24 protein-coding genes are annotated in these 24,794 nt (G+C 46.6%); 12 read left to right on the top strand and 12 right to left on the bottom strand.

Features of this window, described 5'->3' with window-relative positions; all coding sequences use genetic code 11:
* Nucleotides 1-2,097: a carboxypeptidase-like regulatory domain-containing protein gene (locus tag WBG78_RS22460; protein WP_337328744.1), complete on the top strand. Its 2,097-nt coding sequence runs from the start codon at nucleotides 1-3 to the stop codon at nucleotides 2,095-2,097.
* Nucleotides 2,098-2,113: 16 nt separating this feature from the next.
* Here WBG78_RS22460 and WBG78_RS22455 read toward each other — a convergent pair whose 3' ends face one another.
* Both WBG78_RS22455 and WBG78_RS22450 read right to left on the bottom strand, forming a co-directional pair.
* Nucleotides 2,114-2,557: a carboxymuconolactone decarboxylase family protein gene (locus WBG78_RS22455; RefSeq protein WP_337328743.1), complete on the bottom strand. Its 444-nt coding sequence runs from the start codon at nucleotides 2,555-2,557 to the stop codon at nucleotides 2,114-2,116.
* A gap of 92 nt (nucleotides 2,558-2,649) precedes the next feature.
* Entirely contained in the window at nucleotides 2,650-3,267 is a 618-nt protein-coding gene (locus WBG78_RS22450; protein ID WP_337328742.1) for a Crp/Fnr family transcriptional regulator, read from the bottom strand.
* A 194-nt stretch (nucleotides 3,268-3,461) separates the two neighbouring features.
* Between WBG78_RS22450 and WBG78_RS22445 the strand changes: the two genes are divergently transcribed.
* Both WBG78_RS22445 and WBG78_RS22440 read left to right on the top strand, forming a co-directional pair.
* On the top strand, nucleotides 3,462-5,873 hold the full coding sequence (locus tag WBG78_RS22445; RefSeq protein ID WP_337328741.1) for an ABC transporter permease: 2,412 nt from the start codon (nucleotides 3,462-3,464) through the stop codon (nucleotides 5,871-5,873).
* Between the two features lie 319 nt (nucleotides 5,874-6,192).
* Nucleotides 6,193-6,672 carry a hypothetical protein gene (locus WBG78_RS22440; protein ID WP_337328740.1) on the top strand — a complete coding sequence of 160 codons (480 nt, stop codon included), beginning with the start codon at nucleotides 6,193-6,195 and terminating at the stop codon, nucleotides 6,670-6,672.
* A 15-nt stretch (nucleotides 6,673-6,687) separates the two neighbouring features.
* Here the strand turns inward: WBG78_RS22440 and WBG78_RS22435 are convergent, their stop codons facing one another.
* On the bottom strand, nucleotides 6,688-7,671 hold the full coding sequence (locus tag WBG78_RS22435; protein ID WP_337328739.1) for an SDR family oxidoreductase: 984 nt from the start codon (nucleotides 7,669-7,671) through the stop codon (nucleotides 6,688-6,690).
* A gap of 319 nt (nucleotides 7,672-7,990) precedes the next feature.
* Here WBG78_RS22435 and WBG78_RS22430 point away from each other — a divergent pair, with 319 nt between their 5' ends.
* Nucleotides 7,991-8,902, top strand: a complete 912-nt coding sequence (locus WBG78_RS22430) for a M55 family metallopeptidase (RefSeq protein WP_337328738.1) — start codon at nucleotides 7,991-7,993, stop codon at nucleotides 8,900-8,902.
* A 29-nt stretch (nucleotides 8,903-8,931) separates the two neighbouring features.
* Here WBG78_RS22430 and WBG78_RS22425 read toward each other — a convergent pair whose 3' ends face one another.
* Nucleotides 8,932-9,693: a ThuA domain-containing protein gene (locus tag WBG78_RS22425; protein ID WP_337328737.1), complete on the bottom strand. Its 762-nt coding sequence runs from the start codon at nucleotides 9,691-9,693 to the stop codon at nucleotides 8,932-8,934.
* Nucleotides 9,694-10,026: 333 nt separating this feature from the next.
* On the opposite strand from WBG78_RS22425, the gene WBG78_RS22420 reads away from it, so the two are divergent.
* From WBG78_RS22420 to WBG78_RS22410, 3 genes are all read left to right on the top strand, one after another.
* Nucleotides 10,027-10,212 (top strand): hypothetical protein, encoded by a 186-nt coding sequence (locus tag WBG78_RS22420; RefSeq protein ID WP_337328736.1) that lies wholly within the window; start codon nucleotides 10,027-10,029, stop codon nucleotides 10,210-10,212.
* 120 nt (nucleotides 10,213-10,332) lie between these two features.
* On the top strand, nucleotides 10,333-10,455 hold the full coding sequence (locus tag WBG78_RS22415) for a hypothetical protein (RefSeq protein WP_337328735.1): 123 nt from the start codon (nucleotides 10,333-10,335) through the stop codon (nucleotides 10,453-10,455).
* 110 nt (nucleotides 10,456-10,565) lie between these two features.
* The gene (locus tag WBG78_RS22410) at nucleotides 10,566-11,387 is read left to right on the top strand and encodes an SGNH/GDSL hydrolase family protein (protein WP_337328734.1); all 822 of its coding nucleotides are present in this window, start codon (nucleotides 10,566-10,568) and stop codon (nucleotides 11,385-11,387) included.
* Here WBG78_RS22410 and WBG78_RS22405 read toward each other — a convergent pair.
* The gene (locus tag WBG78_RS22405; protein WP_337328733.1) at nucleotides 11,384-12,793 is read right to left on the bottom strand and encodes an L-lactate permease; all 1,410 of its coding nucleotides are present in this window, start codon (nucleotides 12,791-12,793) and stop codon (nucleotides 11,384-11,386) included. The genes WBG78_RS22410 and WBG78_RS22405 overlap by 4 nt on opposite strands.
* A gap of 18 nt (nucleotides 12,794-12,811) precedes the next feature.
* A complete protein-coding gene (locus WBG78_RS22400; RefSeq protein WP_337328732.1) occupies nucleotides 12,812-13,387 on the bottom strand; it encodes a hypothetical protein in 576 nt (191 codons plus the stop codon).
* 59 nt (nucleotides 13,388-13,446) lie between these two features.
* On the opposite strand from WBG78_RS22400, the gene WBG78_RS22395 reads away from it, so the two are divergent.
* Nucleotides 13,447-13,851, top strand: coding sequence for a YidH family protein (locus tag WBG78_RS22395; protein WP_337328731.1), 405 nt, complete (start codon nucleotides 13,447-13,449; stop codon nucleotides 13,849-13,851).
* 11 nt (nucleotides 13,852-13,862) lie between these two features.
* On the opposite strand, the gene WBG78_RS22390 is transcribed toward WBG78_RS22395, so the two are convergent.
* From WBG78_RS22390 to WBG78_RS22380, 3 genes are all read right to left on the bottom strand, one after another.
* Nucleotides 13,863-15,104, bottom strand: coding sequence for a winged helix-turn-helix domain-containing protein (locus tag WBG78_RS22390; RefSeq protein WP_337328730.1), 1,242 nt, complete (start codon nucleotides 15,102-15,104; stop codon nucleotides 13,863-13,865).
* A gap of 99 nt (nucleotides 15,105-15,203) precedes the next feature.
* Nucleotides 15,204-15,584: a DUF3037 domain-containing protein gene (locus WBG78_RS22385; protein WP_337328729.1), complete on the bottom strand. Its 381-nt coding sequence runs from the start codon at nucleotides 15,582-15,584 to the stop codon at nucleotides 15,204-15,206.
* Nucleotides 15,562-16,341: a HipA family kinase gene (locus WBG78_RS22380; RefSeq protein ID WP_337328728.1), complete on the bottom strand. Its 780-nt coding sequence runs from the start codon at nucleotides 16,339-16,341 to the stop codon at nucleotides 15,562-15,564. Before WBG78_RS22380 ends, WBG78_RS22385 begins: the two co-directional genes overlap by 23 nt.
* Nucleotides 16,342-16,732: 391 nt before the next feature.
* Here WBG78_RS22380 and WBG78_RS22375 point away from each other — a divergent pair, with 391 nt between their 5' ends.
* From WBG78_RS22375 to WBG78_RS22365, 3 genes are all read left to right on the top strand, one after another.
* Nucleotides 16,733-17,038 carry a hypothetical protein gene (locus tag WBG78_RS22375; RefSeq protein ID WP_337328727.1) on the top strand — a complete coding sequence of 102 codons (306 nt, stop codon included), beginning with the start codon at nucleotides 16,733-16,735 and terminating at the stop codon, nucleotides 17,036-17,038.
* Nucleotides 17,039-17,236: 198 nt separating this feature from the next.
* Nucleotides 17,237-18,703: a hypothetical protein gene (locus WBG78_RS22370; protein ID WP_337328726.1), complete on the top strand. Its 1,467-nt coding sequence runs from the start codon at nucleotides 17,237-17,239 to the stop codon at nucleotides 18,701-18,703.
* Nucleotides 18,704-18,829: 126 nt separating this feature from the next.
* A complete protein-coding gene (locus tag WBG78_RS22365; RefSeq protein ID WP_337328725.1) occupies nucleotides 18,830-19,252 on the top strand; it encodes a DUF1801 domain-containing protein in 423 nt (140 codons plus the stop codon).
* Nucleotides 19,253-19,372: 120 nt separating this feature from the next.
* On the opposite strand, the gene WBG78_RS22360 is transcribed toward WBG78_RS22365, so the two are convergent.
* The 3 genes from WBG78_RS22360 to WBG78_RS22350 form a co-directional block, all read right to left on the bottom strand.
* Entirely contained in the window at nucleotides 19,373-20,437 is a 1,065-nt protein-coding gene (locus tag WBG78_RS22360; RefSeq protein WP_337328724.1) for a BamA/TamA family outer membrane protein, read from the bottom strand.
* Between the two features lie 169 nt (nucleotides 20,438-20,606).
* Nucleotides 20,607-21,698 carry an acyltransferase family protein gene (locus WBG78_RS22355; protein WP_337328723.1) on the bottom strand — a complete coding sequence of 364 codons (1,092 nt, stop codon included), beginning with the start codon at nucleotides 21,696-21,698 and terminating at the stop codon, nucleotides 20,607-20,609.
* Between the two features lie 44 nt (nucleotides 21,699-21,742).
* Nucleotides 21,743-22,363 (bottom strand): ankyrin repeat domain-containing protein, encoded by a 621-nt coding sequence (locus WBG78_RS22350; RefSeq protein WP_337328722.1) that lies wholly within the window; start codon nucleotides 22,361-22,363, stop codon nucleotides 21,743-21,745.
* Between the two features lie 262 nt (nucleotides 22,364-22,625).
* Between WBG78_RS22350 and WBG78_RS22345 the strand changes: the two genes are divergently transcribed.
* Nucleotides 22,626-24,788: a helix-turn-helix domain-containing protein gene (locus WBG78_RS22345; RefSeq protein WP_337328721.1), complete on the top strand. Its 2,163-nt coding sequence runs from the start codon at nucleotides 22,626-22,628 to the stop codon at nucleotides 24,786-24,788.
* Nucleotides 24,789-24,794 lie beyond the last annotated feature (6 nt).

The raw sequence follows: 24,794 nt of genomic DNA, 5'->3' as shown, positions 1-24,794 counted from the left end.
ATGAGGTCAGTGCTCGTCCTGGTGATTTGCTCAGTATACTGGAATACAGTGTTGTTTGGCCAAAGCTGCAAATCTGTAAGTGGATTTGTAACGGACGCAACGACAGGAGAAGCACTCCCTGGTGCGAGCGTGGCGGGTAGGGGAAGCGTGGGTCAATTGGCTGACATGGTTGGCTCCTTTTCTCTCCCCGCCACTACCGGCGATACTTTGCGCATTACATTTATCGGCTACGAACCAGTTGAACTTGTCATCGCTGCTTGCGAGCTTAAGGTAACGCTCAATCCTTTGGCAACCGACATCGAAGCAGTAGTTATCGAAGGCGACCGGCTCATCACGGAAGAGTTCGCCATACGCAAGCTCCATCGCCTTGACGTCTATACCAACCCGAGTGCAAAGGCGGATCCAATACTGGCCGTTAATTCAACGCCTTTTGCAACAACCACCGATGAATCGGCAAACATCAGTCTGCGGGGAGGAAGCCCTGCAGAGACGGGAATATTCCTGAATGATGTTCCGATTGAAGATGCAGTTCGATACTCACAAATGAATGGGATTGGTACTTTCAGCATTTTTAACACAGCACTCATTGACGAAGTTCAGGTGTACCCAGGCAATCCCCCGATGGAGTTTGGAAACAGTACTTCGGGGGTGATCGCCTTATATTCGGACGAGCAAATTCCCATTCGTAACTCCACTCAGCTTTCAATATCCCTCGCTAGCCTTGGAGCTTATCATACAAGGCGGGTGACAAATCGCTCGTCTCTTGCTTTCTTTAGCAACGTTCAATCATCTGCTTTATTCAACTATATTAATGCTCGCGCTTTGCGCGGTCTCAAGAGTTTCTTTTCGGCAGACGCGGGGTTTCACTACTTCTCGCGAATATCGCCAACATTATCGCTGAAGATGTTCAACTATACTTTACGGGAGGCATACCGGTATCAGTATGTACATCCCACAATGGAAGGAGTATTCAATCAGGATCGCGTTCGAAATTTTACTGTCGCCAATCTGCGTAAGCAACTTGGTAGTTATTCTCTTTCCTTGAATCAGGGAATTAGTTTTTCATCAGCCGACTATACATTCAGCTCTCTGGATATTGAATCACCTGCACAGAACTATTATGCGGCCTTGAACCTGCATAGATCAACATCCCATTATCAATGGAAGACAGGGGTGGTGTATGAGTACAAACAGTCAGCGACCCGCGGAAAGTATCCAACTTATCCATATGCTTATGGCCAGCAGTTTGGATCGATACCAGTGAACAGGCAGGATAACATCGGACTGCTGGAATGGTTCGGATATTACAAACATTATATAGGAAACGCGCTTACCGTTGGGGCCGGACTACGAAAGAATCTTCCTAACGATGACATTGATTACCTGAGCTGGCAGGGCAACGTCAACGTGCGGCCTGCACGACGATGGAACATTAATCTATCCGCCGGTGACTATAACAAATACATCCTTCAGCACGAGCGGAATTCGAAAGGATATCTGCTCATGAGCCGGCAGTACAGCCTTGATGTTACCTATCTGGACAGAAAGTTTGATCTTTCCATGTCGTTATTCAGAAAGAATATCAGCAGAGGTGGAGGCCGTGAACAACTAAGCGGACTGGAATTATTCGGCCGAGTGAAGTTAGGCGACTCGTGGAAGACTCAACTGTCAGTCACCAGTCTGAATGCCCATGATGACAGCGGAAATGGAACCGCATATAATATTGGATACTTCTTCCGCGGCAATGTCGAATACAAGATACAGGGCATTTGGACGTTTACATTGGTGTTCTTGATGCGTGAAGGAAGTTACTACTATCCAGTTGATGCAACTGTTTTTCACGATGACCTTCAACTTTTTGAGCCCGTCTATTCAAATTCACCTTCGCGCCTCCCTTCATATAACACAATTGACTTTGGTGCATCAAGGATATTCCTATTGAACGACAAGCTTACGGCGATAGCATTTATCAATGTTGCAAATGTGGCCGACTTCCGGAACGTCCAGTCATACTCATATAACTATGATTACACGACCCGTGCAGAGCAGTTGTTCTCTCGTCGGGTCGTGTACTTTGGAATTGTGCTGTCTTTTTGATTTGCTCGCACGCCTGTTAATGCTTTCTGAACTCAGCATGTGTCGCTATTGAAATGCGATTCCAGGCGTTGATCGTCACTACCTCCATAATCAACGCCGCGACATATTCTTCTCCAAATGTTGTCAACGCATGTCGATACGTCTCTTCTGACAATCCCTTTTGATTGATGAGGGTTACCTCTTCCGTCAACGCCAGCGCTGCACGTTCCTCGTCATTGAAATAGCTGGACTCCTTCCAGGCGTTCAACAGGATTAGCTTTTCGAGAGGTATTCCAATCTTTTGCGATTCTTCAGCGTGCATCTCCAGACACAATGCGCACCCGTTGATTTGAGACGCACGCATCTTCACCAACTGCCGTATGTTGCCGGTTATTTTAGTGCTTCGGAGGTAATCAGTAAGTCCATACATCGCCTTGTAGGCCGCCGGTTGCGTTTGCGCCATGTCAATTCGCTTTTTCATAATGCTTTGATTTGTTTATAGCCAAACCTAAGCATTGCCGTTCTACAACAACTTAATCTGGATTAAGCACAACGCTTTTTTAGAATGATGGCTCAAGCATGCCGCTTTTTCACGACGCTCAGATATTCCGGCGTGATTCCAAGATAAGAAGCAAGCATGTACTGAGGCACCCGGTCAACAAAATCAGGATAACTCTTTTTGAACATCAGGTAAGTGTCTTCTCCGGAATAGTCCTGTCGAACTCTCATCCGGTACTGAGCTGCTGCGAAGGCCCTTTGATAGATGATTCTGAAATAGCGTTCCAGTGCTGGGAGCGCACGAAAAAGGTCCTCCTGTATTTTCCGATTGACAGTGAGCACCGTGCTGGACTCAACAGCCTGTATGCAAAAGTGACTATCAACGCCTTGGGTGTACGCCGCATGATCGGTTATCCACCAATCCTCTATAGCGAACTGAACCGTCTGTTCGTCCCCCTTCTCATTGAAGAAATACATACGCAAGCAGCCTTCAACAACAAAGTAATGTTCGTTACAGGGCTGAAGGGGCTCAACCAGGTGCTCTTTCTTTCCAACGTGCAAAGTTCCCAAATGCTCTTTTAATGCAGGTATGTCTTTTTCCGAAAAGGGCACAAATCGCTGCAAGTGATTAACAAGGCGGGTAATGGGATCCATATAGATGGCAAGATAAGCAGCATAAGGATTAAGCAGCATTTAAGCATAAAAATTAGCAGTAAGAGGAACAGTGTTACCGCGGCTGGTACCTTTTGGCGCGTCTGATATCTGCGGAGCACATTCCCGGTGGTCGATGAACGTGCTAAATTTTTTAAGCGCGACTTTGTAACGTTTCAAAAAAACGAAGGTTTACCCCCGAGTCACGCGCGTGCGTGACTTAAATCAATTCAATTATGGTCCGTAACTTTCTTCTGCTGGCTTACAGGAACCTGCGCAAGCGCGCATCCTTTTCGTTCGTCAATGTATTTGGACTTTCACTCGGGATGTGTGCATGTCTCACCATCCTTAAATACGTGGACTTCGAAACGAGCTATGACAATTTTCACACTCATGGTGAGTCAATCTATAGAATGACACGCACGATGATCCAGGGCAATGAAAGGAAACAACCCAATGTGATGACAACCTACGGGCTTGGACCTGCACTTCAGGAGAATATACCGGAGGTCAAAAACTTTGTCCGCACTCACGACGGAAACTCGGTTGTATCGGTACAAAATTTCAGCGGCGAAACAAAGGCATTTCACGAGAACAATATCCTCATTGTAGATTCAACATTTTTAGAGGCATTTACTTTTGAGACACTTGCGGGCGATGTAAAAACTCCACTCGACAATCCGAACAGCATTGTGCTTACTCGTTCCATGGCGATGAAATATTTCGGCAGTCTCGACGCGATTGGACGTGACGTGAAGCTAAACGGTGGTCGCATGAACGGAGATTATGTTGTTTCTGCAATCATCGAAGACGTACCGCCAAATTCAAGTTTCTCCTTCAGGTTTCTTCTACCCATTCACAATATTTTCCTCGAGGGTCAGTACAAGGAGCAGGACGGCTGGGGGACAAATAACTTCATCACCTACGTGCAACTCCACGACCAGGCGTCACTTGAAGGTGCCTCGGCACGACTAAATCTTATTTCCGAAAGGTATATCAATCCGAAGTTTGTTGGCTATGGTGGAGTGATCGAATTGAAACTTCAGCCATTGCACGATATCCATCTCGAAACGGGCATACGTCATGACGTGCCCACTGTGAGTCCTGATACTCTGTACTTTTTTGCACTTATTGCTGCGTTCATTTTGATCATTGCATGGATCAATTACATCAATCTCTCAACAGCGCGGGCCATGGAACGTGCACGCGAGGTAGGTATCATGAAGACGGTTGGCGCGAGACGAAGCGAACTGATCGTTCAGTTTCTGCTCGAATCAGTCGTTATTAATATCGTCGCTGTTCTTTTGGCATTATTGCTTGCTTTATTTTTCATTCCTCAACTCGGGGAGGTACTCCGGAAGAAGCTGGTTCTCGATTTATCGGATGGTCGTCTTTGGATGGTACTTACTCTGCTCTTTATTTCAGGGTCGCTGGCCTCAGGTGTTTATCCTGCGTTCATTATGTCGTCGTACAAAATAGGTGCAGCTTTGAAGATTTCTCGTGAAGACTTCTCTCTTAGAAAGGTACTTGTTGTATTTCAATTCGCCTGTTCATTGCTGCTCCTCGCAGGTACACTGGTAGTTTATCGTCAGGTTTCGTTCATGCAAGCGCAGGACACCGGACTACAGATGGACCAGATGTTGGTAGTGCCAGGACCCGGAACCATAAACTGGGAAGATGCCAAACGACGACTTGCCATTTTTAAGGAAGAAGTAAGGAGGATCAAAGGAGTAGAGGCTATTACTACTTCCGGGGCTTTACCCGGGGCAGGCTACAACTGGGGTGCGGATATCTATAGGGTTGGGAAGGAAAAGACTGACATTCGTCTAGGTTGCGTCGTGTGGGTTGATCCAGATTTCCTCGCTACCTATGATATTCCTCTTGTGGCTGGCAGAAACTTTGATGAGAGGATTGCGTCCGATATGAAAGCGCTCATTGTAAACGAGGCCTCTCTGGAAGCCTTCGATCTTGGAACACCGGAAGAAGCACTGCAACAGAAACTGATTATGGACGGCGACACTTCCTCGATCATTGGTGTAGCGCGTAACTACAACTGGAACTCCCTGAAATCGGAGGTAACCCCTTTTCTGTTTGGTGCCGACAACATTATACCGGCCAACATATCCATTCAGCTGAATGCGCAGGAGCTGCGTTCAGCTACTGCGGCCATAGGAGAACTTTATCAGCAGCTTATTCCCGGAGAACCTTTTGAATATTACTTTCTCGACGATTCTTTCAACTCACAGTACCAAAGCGATCTTCAGTTCGGAAAGATATTCGGTCTGTTTGCCACCCTGGCGATTGCAATTTCCTGCCTTGGATTGTGGGGACTTGCTTCCTTCACCACATCGCAGAGACTTAAGGAGATTGGAGTACGGAAGGTATTGGGCGCATCCGTCTTAAACATTATTTACATGTTATGCAGTCAGTTTATGAAGCTGGTGGTGATTTCGTCGATACTCGCTATGCCTTTAGCATGGTACGGCATGGACAGCTGGCTTGCCCAATTCGCGTTCAGGATTGAACTAGGCTGGCAGTTGTTTGTCATTCCATTCGCCGCCCTTGCTTGTATCGCGCTACTAACGGTTGGCATGCAGGTCTTAAAAGGAGCAATGATGAATCCAGCCAAAGTTCTTCGGTCCGAATGAATGCATCCGGACAAAGTTGTCCGAATAAGGACGCGCGCGTAATTATATATAGCGGATTTTGAACCTCTTTCACTTCTTTTTTCGTGGCACGGTGTTGGTAAAGACAGAGCGTCACCCGTTAAGCAGTGACAGTTTAAATAACGAGATATAGAGTTAGGCGTGCGTAAAGTTTTGGGTGCAAGTGTCGGTCGCAGCTACCTGGTTGTTGTCGACGATCTTTACGCGCCCTAATCTCTTTTTACTTGATTACTCTTGCAACATAAGCGGTCTGCGTAAGCTTGCTTATAGAAGAGTCATAGGAGTTGTATAATATTCTTCTTTGGAAAGAGATTTCAACATAGCCGGATTTACGAGCATCGCGTGGGGGATTCTGATTATTATTCCATTGTATTTCGTTGTCATGGGCAAGGTCCAGCAGGATGTTTTTGTTTGTATTACCCTCGAATGTGCATTCATGATATCCGGAGTTACCATCTTGAAGAAGAACAAATGGGCATGGTCACTGATATTATTACTGTTCAGCTTGGTTGCAATTTATTTCGTGGCAAACATCCTTAACCTAACTTCGGGAACATATTCGGGGCGACGTCTCGAATGGCCATTCCTGGCATTGCTGGCAGTTTGGATGTCTTTAAATTTGTTTACAATGTATTCCATTGTGTGCATGATCAAGAGAACTGTCGTGCAGAAAATGAATATTAGCCAGGATCAGGTAGTGGCAACCATAATTGCAATTGTCCTGGCGGGGCCACCGTGGGCTATTCATCTTATTCATTCCCTCAACAAGCGATGTATGTAATCTTTCGGGTCCAGGTTAGTATCCACCTATAATAGGAATCACTTCTCCTGTCATATAGCTTGAACATTGTGGCGAAGCAAGGAACACATAAGCGGGTGCAATCTCTTCTGGTTGTGCAGCCCGCTTCATTGGCGTGTCTGCTCCGAACTCTTCTACCTGTTCGCGCTTCTTGTCTGCGGGATTGAGCGGCGTCCACACAGGTCCCGGCGCGACGCAATTCACTCGTATTCCTTTGCTCACAAGTTTTCCGCCGATAGCTCGCGTCCACGCGTGGATGCCTCCCTTTGTTAGAGAGTAATCAGGGATATTCTTGCTGCCTCTAATTCCCGTTACGGATCCTGTGTTGATAATGCTGCTTCCTTTCCTGAGGTACGGTAGGGCTGCACGCGTCATATGAAAATACCCATACAGGTTCGTCTTCAGTGTCAAGTCAAAATGTTCCTCCGACAGATGATCAATGTCAGGAACGTGCATCTGAAACGCACTATTGTTCACCAGTACGTCGAGTTTCTCAAACTCGTCGATGGTCTGTTTTACTGCATACAGGCAGAACTCACTTTCAGTAACATCTCCTGGAATAATAATACACTTCCTGCCTTCCTGTTCAACAAGTTGCTTCGTCTTTCGGGCGTCTGAGTGTTCATTAAGATATACGATAGCTACATCGGCCCCTTCACGGGCAAAGAGTATTGCTACCGATCTGCCGATACCCGAGTCTCCACCGGTAATGATGGCAACCATATCGCGAAGCTTGCCGGAGCCCTGATAATATGGGGCATCATACATCGGCTCAAGCGTAAGATCGGATTCGACACCTGGTTTCTTAAGCTTCTTACCGGGCAGAGGTGCTTCCGGATATTTTCTTGCGCCGGCCTGCATGGCGGTTGGCTCTTTTGATTTGCCAAGTCTCTTTTCTGCCCGCGCTACGCTCGTTTGAATTTTTCGATGCTGCCTGGCTGCCTGTTCGCCTTTTCGCTTATAGCTGTTATTTGTTTGCATAGGATCAATCTTAGTGTCTTTCCTACAGGCATTTTGAAAAATTCATGCCATCACTGTTCTGATTGCTTGTGAAGTCATCAGAGCCATCACACTTGCGTCAAACAGGATTGATCCGGGCCATTAGAGATATCTATTTCAATTGTGTTGTTGTCCGCCAGCTGCGGGTTGAGTAATAAGTTCCTCATGGTGAACTGATGCATTTCAGATCTGGATTCGTTGCTGAAAGTGCTGATCCCCTAAGCTTAGAATCTCATTCCTTCTTTGTCAGGAAATGCAAGCAAGTTTGTATTTTTGATTACATTACCTCAACCCTATACCTATGCGTTTTCTTTGTGTTCACTTCTTTGCATTGACAATCGGTCGAGTTGTCGTTTTTGCATTTGGGCTCTTGATAGCAACAAACCTGCATGCTCAGAAAGCGAATAGGATTTTTATCTCCGTCGACATGGAAGGCATCGGCGGTATAGGCACTGCTGCAATGGTGAGCTCGTCCGGCAAAGATTATGACACCGGTCGTAAGCTCATGACTGCTGAAGTAAATGCCGTTGTCGCGGCGATCTTCGAGGCTGGACCAGCTGAGATCGTTGTTAACGATAGTCATGGTGACATGCAAAACCTCTTACATACCCAGCTGGATGCGCGTGTTCAGTATATACAGAGTAACATCAAGCCCCTGGGAATGGCGCAGGGTCTCGACAATTCATTCAGTGGGGTGTTCTTTATAGGATATCATACGATGGCTGGTACCGAAAATGGATTTCTTGCCCACACAGGTTCAAGTGTTGTGAAGGGCCTTTGGATCAATGGAACTGAGGTAGGCGAGGGAGGGTTGAATGCTTTCTACGCAGGATCTCTTGGTGTACCTGTCCTGTTAGCGAGCGGAGATAAGACTTTCAGCGAGGAAATTAGGAAGCTTGTATCTCCACGCATAGTGATTACCAAAGAGGCGATTGGTAACAACGCTGCTAAACTGCTTCATCCCGATGTTGTAATCAAAGAACTTCAAGTCCAGACGCGGGCAGCGGTTAAGGACATCGGTAAAGCAAAACCTTTGTCGTTATCAGGACCAGTAGAATTCAAAATCAAAGTGGATACTCCAACACGTGCCGACATTGCAATGAGCATCCCTGGCATGAAACGTCTCGATGGTTTCACCGTTTCGTATCAGGCCAGGGATATGGCCGAGGCATATAAGCTCATTAGAGTGATTTATAAGTATCTTGACTGGTAGACGTCAATGACTGGCGGGCAATGTCATACTCACAAGCCTTTGCCCGTGGCTGCCCAGTAGATTCCGCCGTAGAGGTGATCGAGGAAAGTTTGATCTGAAAACACCAGCCCGATGTGACCAAGACCTGTGTAGAAGGCGCGACCACCGTCGTAGTTGTGATACCATGATATCGGGTGTACAGCTCCCATGCCTTTACCTTCGTTGGTGCCCCACTTTACTTTAGGATCGTATGTCTTTTCATCCACCGTCACAAGCACTTTGAGATCATCAGCCTTACGTTCGCTGTATTCATACCATTCGTCGGTCCACAACAGCTTCTTTGGAAATCTTTCCATACCGGGGAAGTTGCTATCCTGCACATTGAGGTAGGCAGTTTGTTGCTGAGGATGGATCTTGAACATCATACCAACAAGTTTTGTGTACCATGCCCAATCATATTCAGTGTCAGCAGCGCTGTGTATGCCTACGTAGCCTTTGCCACTTTTAATGAATTTTTCGAAGGCAGCCTGTTGCTCATCGTTGAGGACATTACCTGTTGTATTTAAGAAAATCACTGCTTGAAAGCTTTCCAGTCCTTTGTCGCTGAAGACGCCGGCGTTTTCCTGCCAATCGACAACAAAGTTATGGCGGCTCGCGAGTTGACGCACAGCATCAACGCCCTCATGAATGGATTGATGGTGAAAGCCATCTGTTTTGGAAAACAACAGAACTTTGAATTGCTGAGCCACTGCGGGAACGGAGCAAAGGGTAATTGCTGCAATAAAGGCGTAGTAATAAAATAGGCGTTTCATATGCGGTTTTTGTTGTGGATCAAGATAGCCAATCGACTGTTGTGCCTAAAGCCGCTAGCATAAAAATCGATTCAGTGTCTCTTAAAGATTGTCAGGTTTTCCTGATTTCGGCTGAATTTGAAATTACTCATCTTGCCATCGGTCACGTTGTGCGCTACAAAGGGCTCCTCACAGTTGCCGGCGGAACAATGCCGGCAACATATTAACGATGTGCTGAAGATTGTCAGGTTTATTGGCGCCGGGTTTTCATTGTTGCCGCCAAAAGCTTCGTTAGGTTTAATCATGTTTCAGGCCGGGACATTACACGTTGTGTCAACTTTAAACCACTAAAAAATGAAAACTTTCGATTTAAAAAGCGCGGGATTGTCGCCCTTGACTCCCGAGGAGGAACGGAACATCTCAGGTGGATTCTGGATTCAAATTCTTGGCGGCGCCATCGCTGTTGCCGTCGGAACTGTAGTAAGGGATTGGGATAATTTCAAGGCAGGTCTCGCGGGCCAGCCGGAGCGCATTAAATAGATGCCCTGATCTCACTGGGTAATCATTGCAGAAGGGCTGCCCTGATTACCCAGCTTAAATACAGCATGTGTCACTTTTAGGAAGAAGCGCTAATACGAACAACAAACCAAATACCTGCTTATGACAAAGAGAGGGTTTAAATGGAAGGAGAATCTGGCAGTTGCTGTGATACTGTTCCTTTTCTGGTTGATGATTCAATACTGGGACGAGATGAAGCATTTTATTGCCAGTACATTTTTTTGAAAGGGGTGTAACGAATCGGCCGACCATTGACGTAAAACAGGGCCAGGGATGTTCGCCATGCAGGTGGAAATCGAGCAAAATGCCGACATTGGTGAGATACCTTTATGCCTATGGCACGAATATCCATCCTTGTCCTGACTTTGCTTGTATGCGCATCCTTTAATCGCCCTGTTAAATGGGTGGCGCTTGGCGATTCTATTACTTACCTGAATGATCATGCCGATGAGACGGGCAACAGGATAACCAAAGGCTATATGACCATAATCAGTGGCCGTCATCCTGATATTCAATTTGTCAACAAAGGATTTAATGGTTGGACGTCATGCGGGATTGCCAATAAGATAGAGACTTTGGGTCTTGAGCCGGCCGACGTATACACTGTTTTTCTTGGCACCAACGACTGGTGGCAGGGAAAACCAATAGGTGAAATCAGTGACTACAAGAACAATACTGGAGATGGGACAATTAACGGATCGTTTCGGATTATCGTGAACAAGTTTCGATCGCTCAACAGGAAGGCGCGCATCATTTTGATCACGCCGTTGCAACGGGGTGATTTTGTTTATATCAATGACATGAAGAACAATGCATATGGCTCCTATCGTGATAAAAATGGTCAGACCCTTAAACAGGTGGCCCAGGCTATTGAAGATATTGGGGCATATGAAAAGTTGCCGGTAATTGATCTGTACAATGATAGTGGCATTACGTTAGACAATATGGTTGCATTCAAGAGGCTGAAAGATCCGGCTACGGCCGAGTTGCGTGACTATAAATATCCCGATTACGTGGGTGTGCCGTTCAACCCGGAAGCAGATACTTATCCTTACCCTCCGGAGGCAATTGATATGACGTATGACGGTTTACATCCATCAGACAAAGGCTATCAAATCATTGCTGATATGCTTGAAAAGGTGCTCGTGCGGCGTTAGTTTAACAGCAACCACACGGCTGCTGAGATAGAAACACATAACAGGCATATAAGTAACGTTCTGGATGTGTACCTGAATACCTCGCGATCATGTATTGGTTCATCGACCGCCGACCTGGCCATGACAATGTTTTGCAAAGCAATGGCATTGCCGGCAACGCTGCCGCTGTGGAGCACCGCAGTAGCAAGTGTTACGTTAGTAGTTGCGCTTGTGAGCAGACCATTTAACAGTAAGTTGGACATGGTCGCGCTGCCGGTTAAGAAGGCACCAAGAACACCGAAAGACATAATGAGATATGGTTCCAGGTATTCCGGTTGATGGGCAATGAAAACTCCGATGTAGTCGACCATCTCCCAACGTACGAGCTGGGAGAAGATTATGAGTGCAAGAATTGTCAATGTCGATTGGACAGTTCTTTGCGCTGACTTTTCAATTGCCTCTTTCGCCTGGAACTGTTGATGACTGATTTTAAATATTAGGCTGATGACCGCTATGGTGATCAGGAACACCAATCCGGGCTGATACGCTGAAAGGGACTTTGTCCCGCCGGGCATCGTAAAAGAAATCGTTCCCAAAATCAGTTTGCTCATTAACAGGAACGCAATCAATAGGCAGTAGGGCCAGAAGGATGTGATCCAGAATTTTAATCCCCAGGTTCTGACGGCAGGATTATATATAGTCATGAACAGTATCATTCCGACAGCCCCAGTGATCACAGAAGGATATTCAACTGTAAACCTGCTGCCAATGAAGAACAGTACGTAGTAAATAATACCCGCGCCAAGATGCATGGGCAGAGTTGTGCTCCAGCTTACAGCGACGCCTTCAATCTTGCTATACAGGTACGTAAGGATGAATGGCATTGCAAGGCACGAGAGTGCATTGATGACCATCACAATGTTGATCGTTTCGTTCAGCTCTGTAATTCCAAGTCCGAAAATCAATGGTGCACCGAGTGCACCAAAGATCACTCCGTTAAGGCTACCACTTAAGGCAACGGCGATCGACGTGAGTGGCTTAAAACCCGATTTTGCAAGCAGGGGAATGAGCAGGATAGGAGGCACTCCAAAACCGGCGATGCCTTCAAAGAAAGTACCCAGGAAGAAGCAATAGGTAATCAACAGATAAGGCCTGTCAGGACTGGTCACCACAAATTCGTCGAGGAAAGCGAGGCGCTGATTGTTTAACAAAAATCGGTAGAAAGCAACGGCCCCAAACAGAAGTAAGGAGAGCTCCAGTGTGATAGCCACACCGTTGACGACGGCATTTGTCTGTGTACTTCCCCAGCCAGGTCCCAGTACAACGTAGAGCACCTGCACAAGAATACCAGCAACAGCACCAATGCGGATGTTTTTAAGTATAAACGTTCCCGCAAGCAGGCACGCAAGGCTGAGAAGGAGAATCATGATGTGAGGGTAAAACTATCACAATTGGCCAAGAACAACTTTGCCAAGTGGAGAAATTTCATAGCCAATCTCGTGACTGATGGTCAGCCCGAGGTTCTTCAATTTGCGGATATTGAGCTTCAGCCACATTCGCTCGCGCCCAAGTTTTGAAGCCAGCTCAGTGGACACAACGTGGGGATGTTTACTGATGATATCCAGCGTTTCTTTTGTCCATGGGCCTTCTTTGCTGACTGCGTCGAAACGTTGAAGCTTTTTGATTAGCTGCTGATATTTTTCATCGCCGATATCTGTGGTGCTTCGCAGTTTTATGCGTGGGTCTTCTGAATGATAACGCACCGCCACTTTGTATATCTCTCCGGTTTCGACCTTTTGAAGTGAATTCACAAGCGACTCGCGTGATTCGTAACCCGCTGACTTAGCATTGACTTCGCTTATGTCACGTTCTTTGACAACATCAATCGAAGTTATTTCCACCTGACCGATTGCCGTCTTGAGTAGTGTTCCTTTTTTCACAGAAGGCTTTGTCCATTTTCTGAACTGCAGAGTGACTTTTCCATCATGAATGAGATGCAGGATTTCTACCTTGATGATCATTGAGAAATTATTTGACCTGAATTTCTATAAATTTGATTGATCACGCACACATTATCAATATGAACATTCCTGAAGGAAAGAAAACCTCGGCTACCGATCACCTGGCAAATGAACGAACCTACCTGGCATGGATCAGGACCGGAATTGCCATCATGGCTTTCGGTTTTGTTGTTGTCAAGTTCGCGCTGTTTGTGAGGCAGGCATCGCTTATGCTAACGGCACAAAACATTGCTGTGTCACCATCGCAGCAGTTTCACTCGGCTTATGTGGGCATAGGCCTCGTCGGGTTGGGTACTTTGATGTGTTTGCTCGCTTTCTTTCGTTACAAGAATATTGAAAAGCAGTTGCTGTCCAATACTTTCTTTCCATCGCTCACACTTTCAATCCTTCTTACTATTTCAATAATCCTCGTTGGCGTGCTCCTGCTGTTTTATCTTGTGACCAATCTAACATCAGCGCTTTGATTTTGCTTCCATCAACGCTTTGATTTTCCTTTCCGCTTTCCGGCTGGCGCAACAATGTCACCCAGTAGGTCCAACAGATCCTGCTTCAGCCTTTTGTCGTTACAACGGGTAAGCGAAACGTGAAGGCAATCGTTGAACCGTACATATTCGCGAATTGATCTGGCAAGTTTCTTAATGACCTTCTGGTCCAGTTCGGCCGTATCAAAATGAAGATAGTTGATAAAGAGTGTATCCTGCTTTCGATCGGCCTTAGCATCCATGCGTGCGATGAACGTGTCACCCATCAGAACGGGGAGCGCGAAATATCCATACTTGCGCTTCTTCTCAGGAACAAAACACTCTACCTGGTAATCGAAGGCGAAGAAGTCCTTGAGCCGGTGACGCAGAACATTGAGAACATCGAACGGTGAAAGGATAAATATATCGCCGGATAGAGCGATCTTCCGTTTTTGATATTCAGGCAACATATATAGAGGCGCAGAGCGGAATCGGTCGATTTCAACCTGACAGACCACTCCTTCGTCAACCAGCTTTTTCAACTCTGATCTGATGACATTGTTCTTAACATAACGGCCGCGATAGGCGACATCCTTTATATATCCGATTCCCCAGGCACGCAACGAGCTCAGGATGATATGGTGAGCAAATTCTTCAGGAGTTGGCCGTGATTTGTCAATGTCGGATGGAATCACGTTGTCAGAAAGGTCGTATAACTTTTGAAAGTCTCTGCGGCGTGTACTAATAAGACTTCCATCGGAATGAAGACGTTCGAGTGCTACTTTGGACGGACGCCAGTCCCACCATCCTGTGCTCTTAGTGACGCGATCGTTTTCGAAATTACGGGCCATGAGTGGCCCTTCACGCGATATTCGGTCGAGGATCTGATTCATCAGATTGGCTTCCTTTTGTGAGACTGTGTGTCTGCGCGAAGCAAGTGCCTCCTTTATCGGATACGAAAAGCGAAAGTTCTCCATAGGCATGAAACCGGAAGCAAAAGTCCAGAATTCATATATCCTGCTTTCGTCCTGCAGCTCGAAAAGCCATTCTGTTTCATAATCGGGAACACGCGACCAGATCGAATGGTGGTGCGCCCGTTCGACAATGTAGTTGGTGTCGATCTGAAGAAAGCCGAGGTGTTCGATGTACTTATAAACGGCCTCTTTGCCCTTTCCGAACTGAGCTGGTTTTGACAGACCGGCCGCATGCAAAACGATGCTGCGTGCGCGTTCGTTAGAGATCACAAGAGGCTTCATTTACTTCGATGTTGTATAAACGGAATATACGATGAAATTGATTGGTCGGCATTCGATTTGAACAATCAGCGTTAAGCGGCCTCATCAGCGATTGCTGAATTATAGTACGAGTTGTCTGAAAAGACTATCGAGCATTTCTTCTGCATCAAGGCAAAGTCCGGGATGAACGTGTGAAGTCTGAACAATTGTACTCCGTGTTGCTGTGAGCCATCGAAACCGTTCAGCAATCGGAAGTTCCCCGATTGGTCCGCCTGTCTTACCGCCGGCGCTTATTCTTTCGAAAGCCATTATGTAGCCATCGAGCTCATCGCAGTCGACATCGCCGAATGCTTTAAGCTTTTCGCGGTTTACCTGGATACGTGTTCCAAGAAACTTCTGAGGTCCGCAATAGAGAATCACACCGACGTTGAAAAATTCCAGTCGCTCGACTTTTGGTACGATCCGGATCACGGCATATTCAAATACGCTGCGCTCTTGCATAGTTAGCTTCTTCTACAAAGAAATCCGCATCAGCGATGCGGTGAGTGAGAAATGTATAGTAGGCGTCCCGTTGTGCAGCAGGTCCGTCAAATGCATGATCATCAAGCCAGTCATCCGGAATCTGTTCGAGGATGTCTTTGATCAACTCATTCGTGAGCAACTGACGGCATTGCGCATTTGCGTCCTGCAATTTTGATGCTGCCGTAAGCAGTACATGATCTTTAATCCTGGGAAACGGGCGTTTACGTGACTCCCAATCTGTCCAGGAATGATGAAAGTACAGTGATGCGCCATGGTCAATGACCCAGACTTCTTTGTGCCACCAAAGCAGGTTGGTGTTTCGTGCAGTGCGATCGACATTAAGCAACAAGCTGTCGAGCCATACGATTCGCGATGCAAGGTCGGCGTCCACTGTCGTAACTACCGGATCAAAAGTCACGGCGCCGGATAAATAATGAACGCCGAGATTAATTCCTACACTGCCTTTCAGCAGGTCCTGGATTTCTTCGTCACCTTCAATTCGTCCGAATGCCACATCGAGGCTGGCGAAGACTAATTCGGGAACATGTAACCCGAGAGTCCTTGCTATTTCGCAGCCAATGAGCTCAGCGACAAGAGCTTTCTTTCCCTGTCCGGCGCCACGAAATTTTAAGACATACATAAAACCATCGTCGGCCTCAACCAAACCTGGCAATGATCCACCCTCCCGAAGCGGCGTGATGTATCTGGTCACATTAACGGATCGCAGCGGTGTCATTCAAGTTTGGCCATTCATCATCCGATAAAGGTAATACATTGTTGAGTCACATCCTCGCGAGCGAAATTCAATGAATCATTTGCTATCTTTGTTGGCAGATGAACGAGATCATTAGGTTGATGTTCGTTCCGGTAAGAGTTGGTAGTCTCGCCTTAGTATCAGGGGTATTGAAAAGAGAACTCAGTGATCAGAGGTAAATGGCACTTGTGATCAGAAGTAAATGGGACTCGGTGATCGGAGGTATGAGACTTAGTGGCCAGAGGTAAATGAGACTTAGAGGGCAGAGGTAAAATGAAAACCTAATGATCAGAAGCAAATTGAGAACTTCTCATAAAAACTTTTGCAATCAGTTTAACAATAAAAGCAGCATAGCCAATTAAACGAATAGAACATGAGTGACGTACGAATAAGATGTCCGAAGTGTGAGTGGGAACCGAAACCGGATGATAAGTGGGCATGCTCGTGCGGTCACCAATGGAATACCTTTTCGACTGCAGGTCGTTGCCCCAACTGCGGCAAAATATGGAAGGATACGCAGTGCTTTCATGCACCAATAGGTTGTGCCAAGTGGAGCCCTCATCTCGATTGGTACGATGGACTCGATGAGATCATTCAAAAGCTCATCGAAGAAATAGAGATCAGCTGGGAACTTGCCGAGCAAGAGGTACATCGGGAAGTTGGCGTTCGTTCCCGGTGAACGGGTTGGGCTAATTCGTTTAGCCTTCATGCCGTTATTCTAATGCCATTAATAAGCGCTGGTCCATTAACTCAGCCCTGGCCTTTATTCACTGTTTTTCAGCGAGGTTTAACCTCCAGATTCAATACCTGGCATTTTTTTCTGCTTAGGTCTAACTCTTTTGCATCCCCTCCGTAAAAGGGGTACGAAAGACGTTCTATGAAGACCCACACTCTACCCATTTCGGCAATGGGTTTTGCGCTGTTCCTATGTGCATGCGACAAAGAAGCCGAGCTAGCGTTGAGACCCTCCGTTGCAACCTTTTCCCTTCAAACAGTATCCTATTCCGAAAAAGATGGCAGCCAGGACATCGCTATCGAGTTGAGCAAACCAGCTAAAGAAGCGGGTACACTATCCGTTGTACTGGAATCGGATGTGTTGGATGGTTTTGCTATTTCACCGACGCCCCATGACGGCATTATTACGCTACAGGTCGAGCAGGGAAGTTTAGGGGCGTTTATCAAAGTCGCTCCTATTGACAATGACAAACTGGACGGTACAAAAGTGCTGAGCTTTGCGCTGAGCAATGCCACTAAGGGGCTACAGGTTGGTGCAGCCAACCGCCTTGAGTCAACGTGGATTGACGATGAAAGTCCTTCCATTGTAAGCTTTGCGCTTGAAAGAGGTTCCGTCATAGAATCTTCATCGACCAGCACTGTTGTTACCTTGCAGTTATCTCACGCCGCACTGGCTGATGGATCAATTGAGATTGATTTTTCAGGAAGCCAGGGTTCTTACGCAGTTGATTTCACAACGATTCCGGAGGCAGTAAACAACAAAATCGTAGTGCCAGTGCAGGCAGGAAGTGCAGTGGTGAGTTTCACTATAGACCCATTGAATGATGCTCTTTACAATGCAGAGAGGAAGATCAATTTTAAGATCAACTCCGTTTCTTCTGTACTGGAACTGGGCGCCAGATCATCTTACGAGTTCACAATCAGCGACGATGAACTTGGCGGAAGGGCAAAGGCCTACGTGACGAATGCGGGCAATGGATGGTCGAGCAAGCGTCAGATCTATTACGCGCTTGATGGCAGTGTGGAACGAGTGGCCTGGGAGAGCAAGACACCTGGTCAAACCGGCGGGGAATATCGTTACGTGTACGACCAATCCGGCGCAATTGAAAAGGTAATCGTTAATGCAGTTACCTATATTAAATACATTCGGGAAAACGGTCGTATCATCAAAGCGGAGGAATATGACAATGAAGAACTTGATCGGTACACTCTCTATGGTTACGATCAGGCGGGTAACATTGGTGAAGTTGCCATTCATGACCGACAGTCTGATGGTAGTTTTGCTTTCTCTCTCGACTTCGTGTACCTGTATTATACCGACGGAAACCTCTACAAGAAGCTTGTGTACAATCCGGCTGGAGGTGGTGAGCCGGTACTCATCACTACCGATACCTATGAGCATTATGTCGATGGGGTGAATCCGTTTCCAATCGAGATCATTCACGGGAAGCCAATTCAGAACAAACTACCTTCAAGCTACCGCCATGAAACAGAGGATAAGGTATTGAACTATTCCTTCACATATCAGTTCCTCGAGGGCGGACGGCCATCGTCGCGCACGGCTTCCGGTTCGGGAACTATGGAAACTACATCTTACGAGTACTATTGACACAACGGGTTGGCTACTCACAGTCAAGGACCAAGGTGTCCGGGACTGTGGGTTGTCCGGCCTGGGGATATTTCCGTCTCCTTTTTTTGCCAACATTTTTTCTTAACTTGATACAAAGAGAAGGTCATGGCAGAACAAAAAACGAAGCCTACGGAACAATCGGTTGAGGCGTTTCTTGGCAAAGTTCCTTCCGAACAAACCCGCGATGACTGCAGAGTCATTATGAAGATGATGGAGAAAGTCACAGGTGCACCGCCGAAGATGTGGGGCCCTTCCATCGTTGGGTTTGGCAAATACCATTATAAATATGAGAGCGGTCACGAGGGATATTCATGCCTTGCAGGGTTTTCTCCCCGCAAGACGGCGATCACAGTATACTTTATGTTGCCGGAGTCGGAGCGGGAATCACTGTTGAAGAAACTCGGCAAGTACAAGGTCTCCACGGCATGTATCTACATAAAGAAGCTTGCAGACATCGATGTGAAAGTTTTACAGCAAGTGGTTGACAGATCTGTCAAGTATGTAAAAAGCACGTACGGCGAGGCTTAGTCGTGAATTACAGTAGATAGTTTGTCCATCACGTCTGGTATCACCGGAAAGGCATTGCTTCAGTGAATTCGTTCAGAGAATTTGCCTGCATCGAATAATTGCATACATCGGTCCTGGTCACTAGAATGTCTCCCCGATGCGGAAGTAGATGCCCTGATCTTTCTTGCCTAGTGCGCCTTCAATGCCGATGTTCACATTTCGTGCTTCAAGCAATTTGAATCGTATACCGGCTCCGCCTCCGGGAAGTATTCCGCTGTATGGCTTTTCAGTCATGGCCAAACCAAAAAACGCAATCATACCCCATCGTTTATAGAAGCTCCATCGGTATTCTGTTTGCACAGTAGCTTCAATATCCCCCCGATATTTTCCATCGGTATAACCCCGGATGTCTTTTCCTCCAATTGATTGCTGTCCACTGAAAGGCACATCTCCAAATCCGCCAAAGCAGGTGAGACGCGACGCAAGTACCGACCTTTTAGATATTCGTTGATAGTAGTTGAAGAAGAACCGTACAGAATAGAAAGCGCTATCACTACCCATCCACTTCGCATTGTTCAATAGGGTAAGCGTTGAAAAGACGCCAGAACGCGGATTGTATATATGATTGCGTGAATCATAACTCGTTGTAAAGCCGATCCCATTGGCGTTTACGATTTCTTCGCGCGGTCTTACTGTTTCAAAGGACGTGTTGGTGTATTGAATTTTTGTTACTACTCCGGCATAAAAATCTCCTGTAACCCGCCGCAGAACCTTGAGTAATCCAAATGTATTGACAGCGCTATAGTCCACAAAGTCGCCATCACCAGCAGCAGATGGCGATTCAAAATATTGAAAATTGATGTTGCCGACACCGCCCGCGACAGCGATACGCCACTTGTTTTCCCCGAGATAGAGTTGTGTAAAGCCTGCAGCGAACAATGACCGGTTCTGCGAAAAGCCCCCGCCTAATCCGATCACGCTGGCATGGGATATCGTATCGCGGGGATTAACATCAAAGAATAACATTGTGTTTGCGCCAATGATGGCGCCGTAAGAAGTATTGTAACTGATGATCGGAATCCCTGCGAGATCAAATTTTCGTTTCTTCTTTTTCTCTTCAACCCAATCTTCATCCTGTCCATGAAGATTATGGCATATCAGTGAAAACAGAATTGTCACAACAAGACAGGTAGCAATGCGTGTCATGGACGGCGTTGCTGCAAGTTAAGCCATTTGAACTTCTATTAGGAATCACCCGATCAGATGGAAGCAAAAAATCCACAAAACATCCTGCTGATCTCCTGACTAAAGAGGGAGGGATGCTTTGTGGATTATCGCTTATTGCCTTCGGCTTAATTGTTGAATGCAGTGTCTGTTACGTCAGTTGCTGTTTTGACCTGAGGGTTAGCGATGACTTACTTTCTGAAACGGATTTCCACTTCAATCCGAACAAAGGGCGTAAAAATTTCAATCGTCGTATGATCTCGTACGATGCAAAGCAACCCGCGGTCGTAAATAATAACAGGAGAAAGAATTTTATTTCAACAGCTATAGTAAGCGGGAATATTAGTATCGAACCCGCATATAAGAATATCATGTGCAGAATGTATACGGGGTAAGCTGCTTCACTGAGATATCTGAGCGCCCTGCCCGGACGGTTGAGATACTTGTAACCGAACGCAAAGCACGTAAATATCCAGGCGTGCGATTCAGCGACTAGTGCATACATAGGCACTTGTACATTGAGTATCACTCTCACAACGAATCCAGCGACACCCAGTATTGGAAACATCCAGCGCCACCGTAGTAACATGTTCCAGAACGATTGCCCGGAAAGAACGAGGCAAAAGCCACTTAAGAATGCCAGGAATCCAAGGGTGAATCCATGCCAGGTCATCGCATACATTTCATATGGAAAGGGTTTCAATACATAAGCTTCCCCAACAAAAAGACCTGTGATGATCAGTAATCCGGCCGGATGCGAGAATACTTTTCTCATGAGACGGACGAAGGCACTGTCCTGATTACTTTTTAGGGCATATAGCACTGGCGCGAGAATCACCACATACGAAAAGATGTTACCAAGAAACCACAGGTGGCCTGGACTGATTGAATAGGTCACTGGCAACTGATTATAGTATTGCCCCAACGCCAGGCTTATTGGAAAGATGCAGAACATGCCGAACACATAAGGTAACAGGATTCGAAGCGCGCGTTCCTTCAAGAGAGCTTTCCAGTCTCTTTGTTGCATTGCAAAATAGACACCCATTCCAGAAACGAAGAAGAGAAAGGGTATTCTCCATATGTTCAGCATAGCCATGGGCAACCAAAGCGACGACCATGCTTCTTTGTTGGTGATGAAACCGATCATGATCCCCCACGGTTGGAAACCAATGGCCACGTGATAGATCAACAACAACGCGATGGCAATTACGCGAAGCCAGTCAATATCGTATCTGCGATTCATAATTTTTAAGAGAGAGGGTTATTTGGACATTATTACTGACACCATCATTTAAGAAGGGTTGCAATTTCTGGTCGTGTTTTTTCGACATAGGCGTAGTCAAGCTTCAGGCCCATTGGACCGAGGATCTTGGTCATCATATCATAGGCAGGTTTGGCTTCTTCAAATGAACCAGCAACCGATTGGTACGGTGTGGCACCGTACTTGTTTGTGATGTTTTTGTCAGCGCCTTTGGCCAGAAGCATCTTTACGATTTCGGGACGACAGAAGAATGCAGCAGTATGAAGAGCAGTAGACCCGTCGTTGTTCTGGAAGTTCAGATCCGCTCCGGCGTCGATAAGAATCTTTGCCTCTTCCGGCTTTCCAAATACAGCAGCACTGATGAGCGGGCTGGATCCTCCAAATGGGTCCTTCTCATTGATGTTTGTACCGGCTTTGATGTGCTGCATCAGGGCCTCTTTATTACCCGTGACCACTGCGGTATGAATATCCACCGATGGGGCTTCTGCTTTGTTCTTGCTTTGCGAATTGGTGCAGCTGGCGCTCACAACTACAAGTAGTATTGCTCCCAGCATTCTGGCCTTAGCCGTCCAGTTAGCTGCCCGTTTCAGTGATACTTTAATAGAATTGATTGCGCGAGCTGTTCTGAGGTGTTGAATGCGTTTCATAATTAGGTGTTGTTTTTTGTGAGAGAATTATGACACGAAAAACGGAAGTAAGGCGGCCATTGGCCGATCACTTTTGCGCCTAAAAGCATCACCTTTGAGGACGGGGATATAAATGGTGACGCAGGGATATAAATTTTGAAGCAACAATGGCGTTAAACGCCCGATTTTGCCCTCTTTTCAATGACCGATATCCCGGAAGTTGTGTTGGATCAGATGACCGCAATTGTCTGGTTTTCGTACAAGTATTGTTAGTTTTACCCTGATGCCAGAGCTGAATCAGCAGCCCTTTCTTGATGAGTTGATGCAGGTGATCGACCGGAATCTGCCAAATGAGCTATTTGGAGTTTCGGAGCTCGCCGAAGAAATGAATATGAGCCGTTCGAACCTGCTGCGCAAGGTGAAGAAGGAAACGGCCCTTTCTGTTAGCCAGCTGATCAGTCAGGCACGGCTAAAGAAGGCCATGGACCTTCTGAAAACGTCGCAGCTCAATGTGACCGAGGTTTCCCAACAGGTCGGCTTCAACAGCACCTCCTATTTTATAAAGTGTTTCCGGGAGCATTACGGGTTTCCTCCTGGCGAGGTCAATAAAAAAGGTGAAGCTGAGCCAAAGCCGTTGGAAGAAGCCGAAGATCAGGCGGCAGGGTGGGACGCGCAGATGCCCCTCAGTGATGGATCACCAATTGGCCAACCTTACGACAAAAGGTCCGGGCCTGCAAAAAATGCTATTCGATCTTTTGACGAATCCAATGGAAGTGGCCGGCAGAAATGGGCATGGATCGGAGGTGCGGTCTTGGTAATCGCGCTGGGCCTGGGCGTTGGATGGTACTTCCTGAATCGATCGGAGGGTCCAAAATCCATAGCGGTGCTTCCTTTTAAAAACGAAAGCGCTGATTCCTCAAACCTGTATCTCATTAACGGATTGATGGATGCTACTCTAAACAACCTTCAGGGTATTGGCAATCTTAATGTGGTAAGCCGCACGACGGCTGAAAAATACAGGAGCACCAGTAAGTCAATTCCGGAAATGGCGTCGGAGTTAAATGTACAATACTTTATAGAGGGCAGCGGGCAGAAGATCGGTAACCGGATATTGTTGAACGTGCAGCTTATAGATGCTAAAACTGATAGTCACCTTTGGGCCAGGCAATACAGACGGGAGTCGGCGGATATTTTTGCATTGCAGCAGGAAATTGCCAATGACATTGTTCGCGAGATCAAGGTAATTGTTACTCCAGAGGAACTTGGACGTATTGAAAAGAGACCAACACAGAATATCGAGGCATACGAAGCATTCCTGCAGGGTAAGGAGCACTTCTATCAAAGTAAGAAAGCTGACCTCGAAGCAGCCATCCCCTGGTTTAGAAAGGCCATTGAGCACGATCCTCAGTTTGCATTGGCCTATGCCCACCTGGTGATGGTCTATTATTATCTCGACATATTCAATGTGGTCAAGAATCACACTGCAGATGTCGATGACATGTCGGACAAGGCAATTCTCTATGATCCGAAGTTGAGCGAAGCACTTGTGGCTAAAGCGTTGTCATTCGCCCAGCGACACCGTTATGACCTCGCTACGCCATACCTGGAACGCGCTCTCGAATATTCTCCGCGGTCTGGGTTGGTTATGCACTTCCTCGCGGAATTCTATAACCTCTACGACCCCAATCCTCACAAGTATCTCGAAATCGCCATACGGAAAGCAAAGGTCGATGCAGCCAACGATTCAACTACACGCGCCTTTAATTATTTTCATGTCAGCAATGCACTTTTTCAGAATGGTTTCACAAAAGAGGCAGATCAATTCATTCAAAGATCCATTGCACTGGACCCCAACGGATTTTTCTCTCGTTATCTACGAGCATGGGTGCCGAATTTTGCAAACCACAACTGGAAGGCAGTTAAGGAAACGCTGGAACAGGAATACAATAAGACTCCAATGCGTTTCGATATATTAGCCGAGATAGCAAAAGCAGAGTTTATCATGCGCGACTATGCATCAGCCAGCAAGCATTACGACAGTGCGCTTTCGATGATGAACATGTTTCGGATGGATATATTGAAATATGAATACCTGCGTATCGGAATCGCCCACGAACACACGGGCGACACGGCAAAAGCGAATTACTTTTATAAAGAGTATCAGGCTTACGTCGATCAGGACCAGACTTTCTATCACGATCTGAATCAGGCGTCGCTACTGATTCAGAAGGGAAAGAAAAAGGAGGCGCTGGATCTGATCACGAGATTTGCTGATACCCAGGAGATGTTTCACTATCAATTGCTTCTGATTGACGTCGATCCGACATGCGAAGACCTCTTTGAAGAGAAACAATTTAAGGCTGCCGTTAAGAAGATAAACGAGAACTTCACGCGTTCTCACAAGGCCCTCGACGACAAGTGGCGCGACGAATTCGAAAAACTTTAACATTGG

Source organism: Chryseolinea sp. T2 (genome assembly GCF_037203685.1).
In the GTDB taxonomy this organism is placed as follows: domain Bacteria; phylum Bacteroidota; class Bacteroidia; order Cytophagales; family Cyclobacteriaceae; genus Chryseolinea.
The sequence above is the reverse complement of the archived record's forward strand: the minus strand, read 5'-3'. Positions and strand labels throughout refer to the sequence as shown.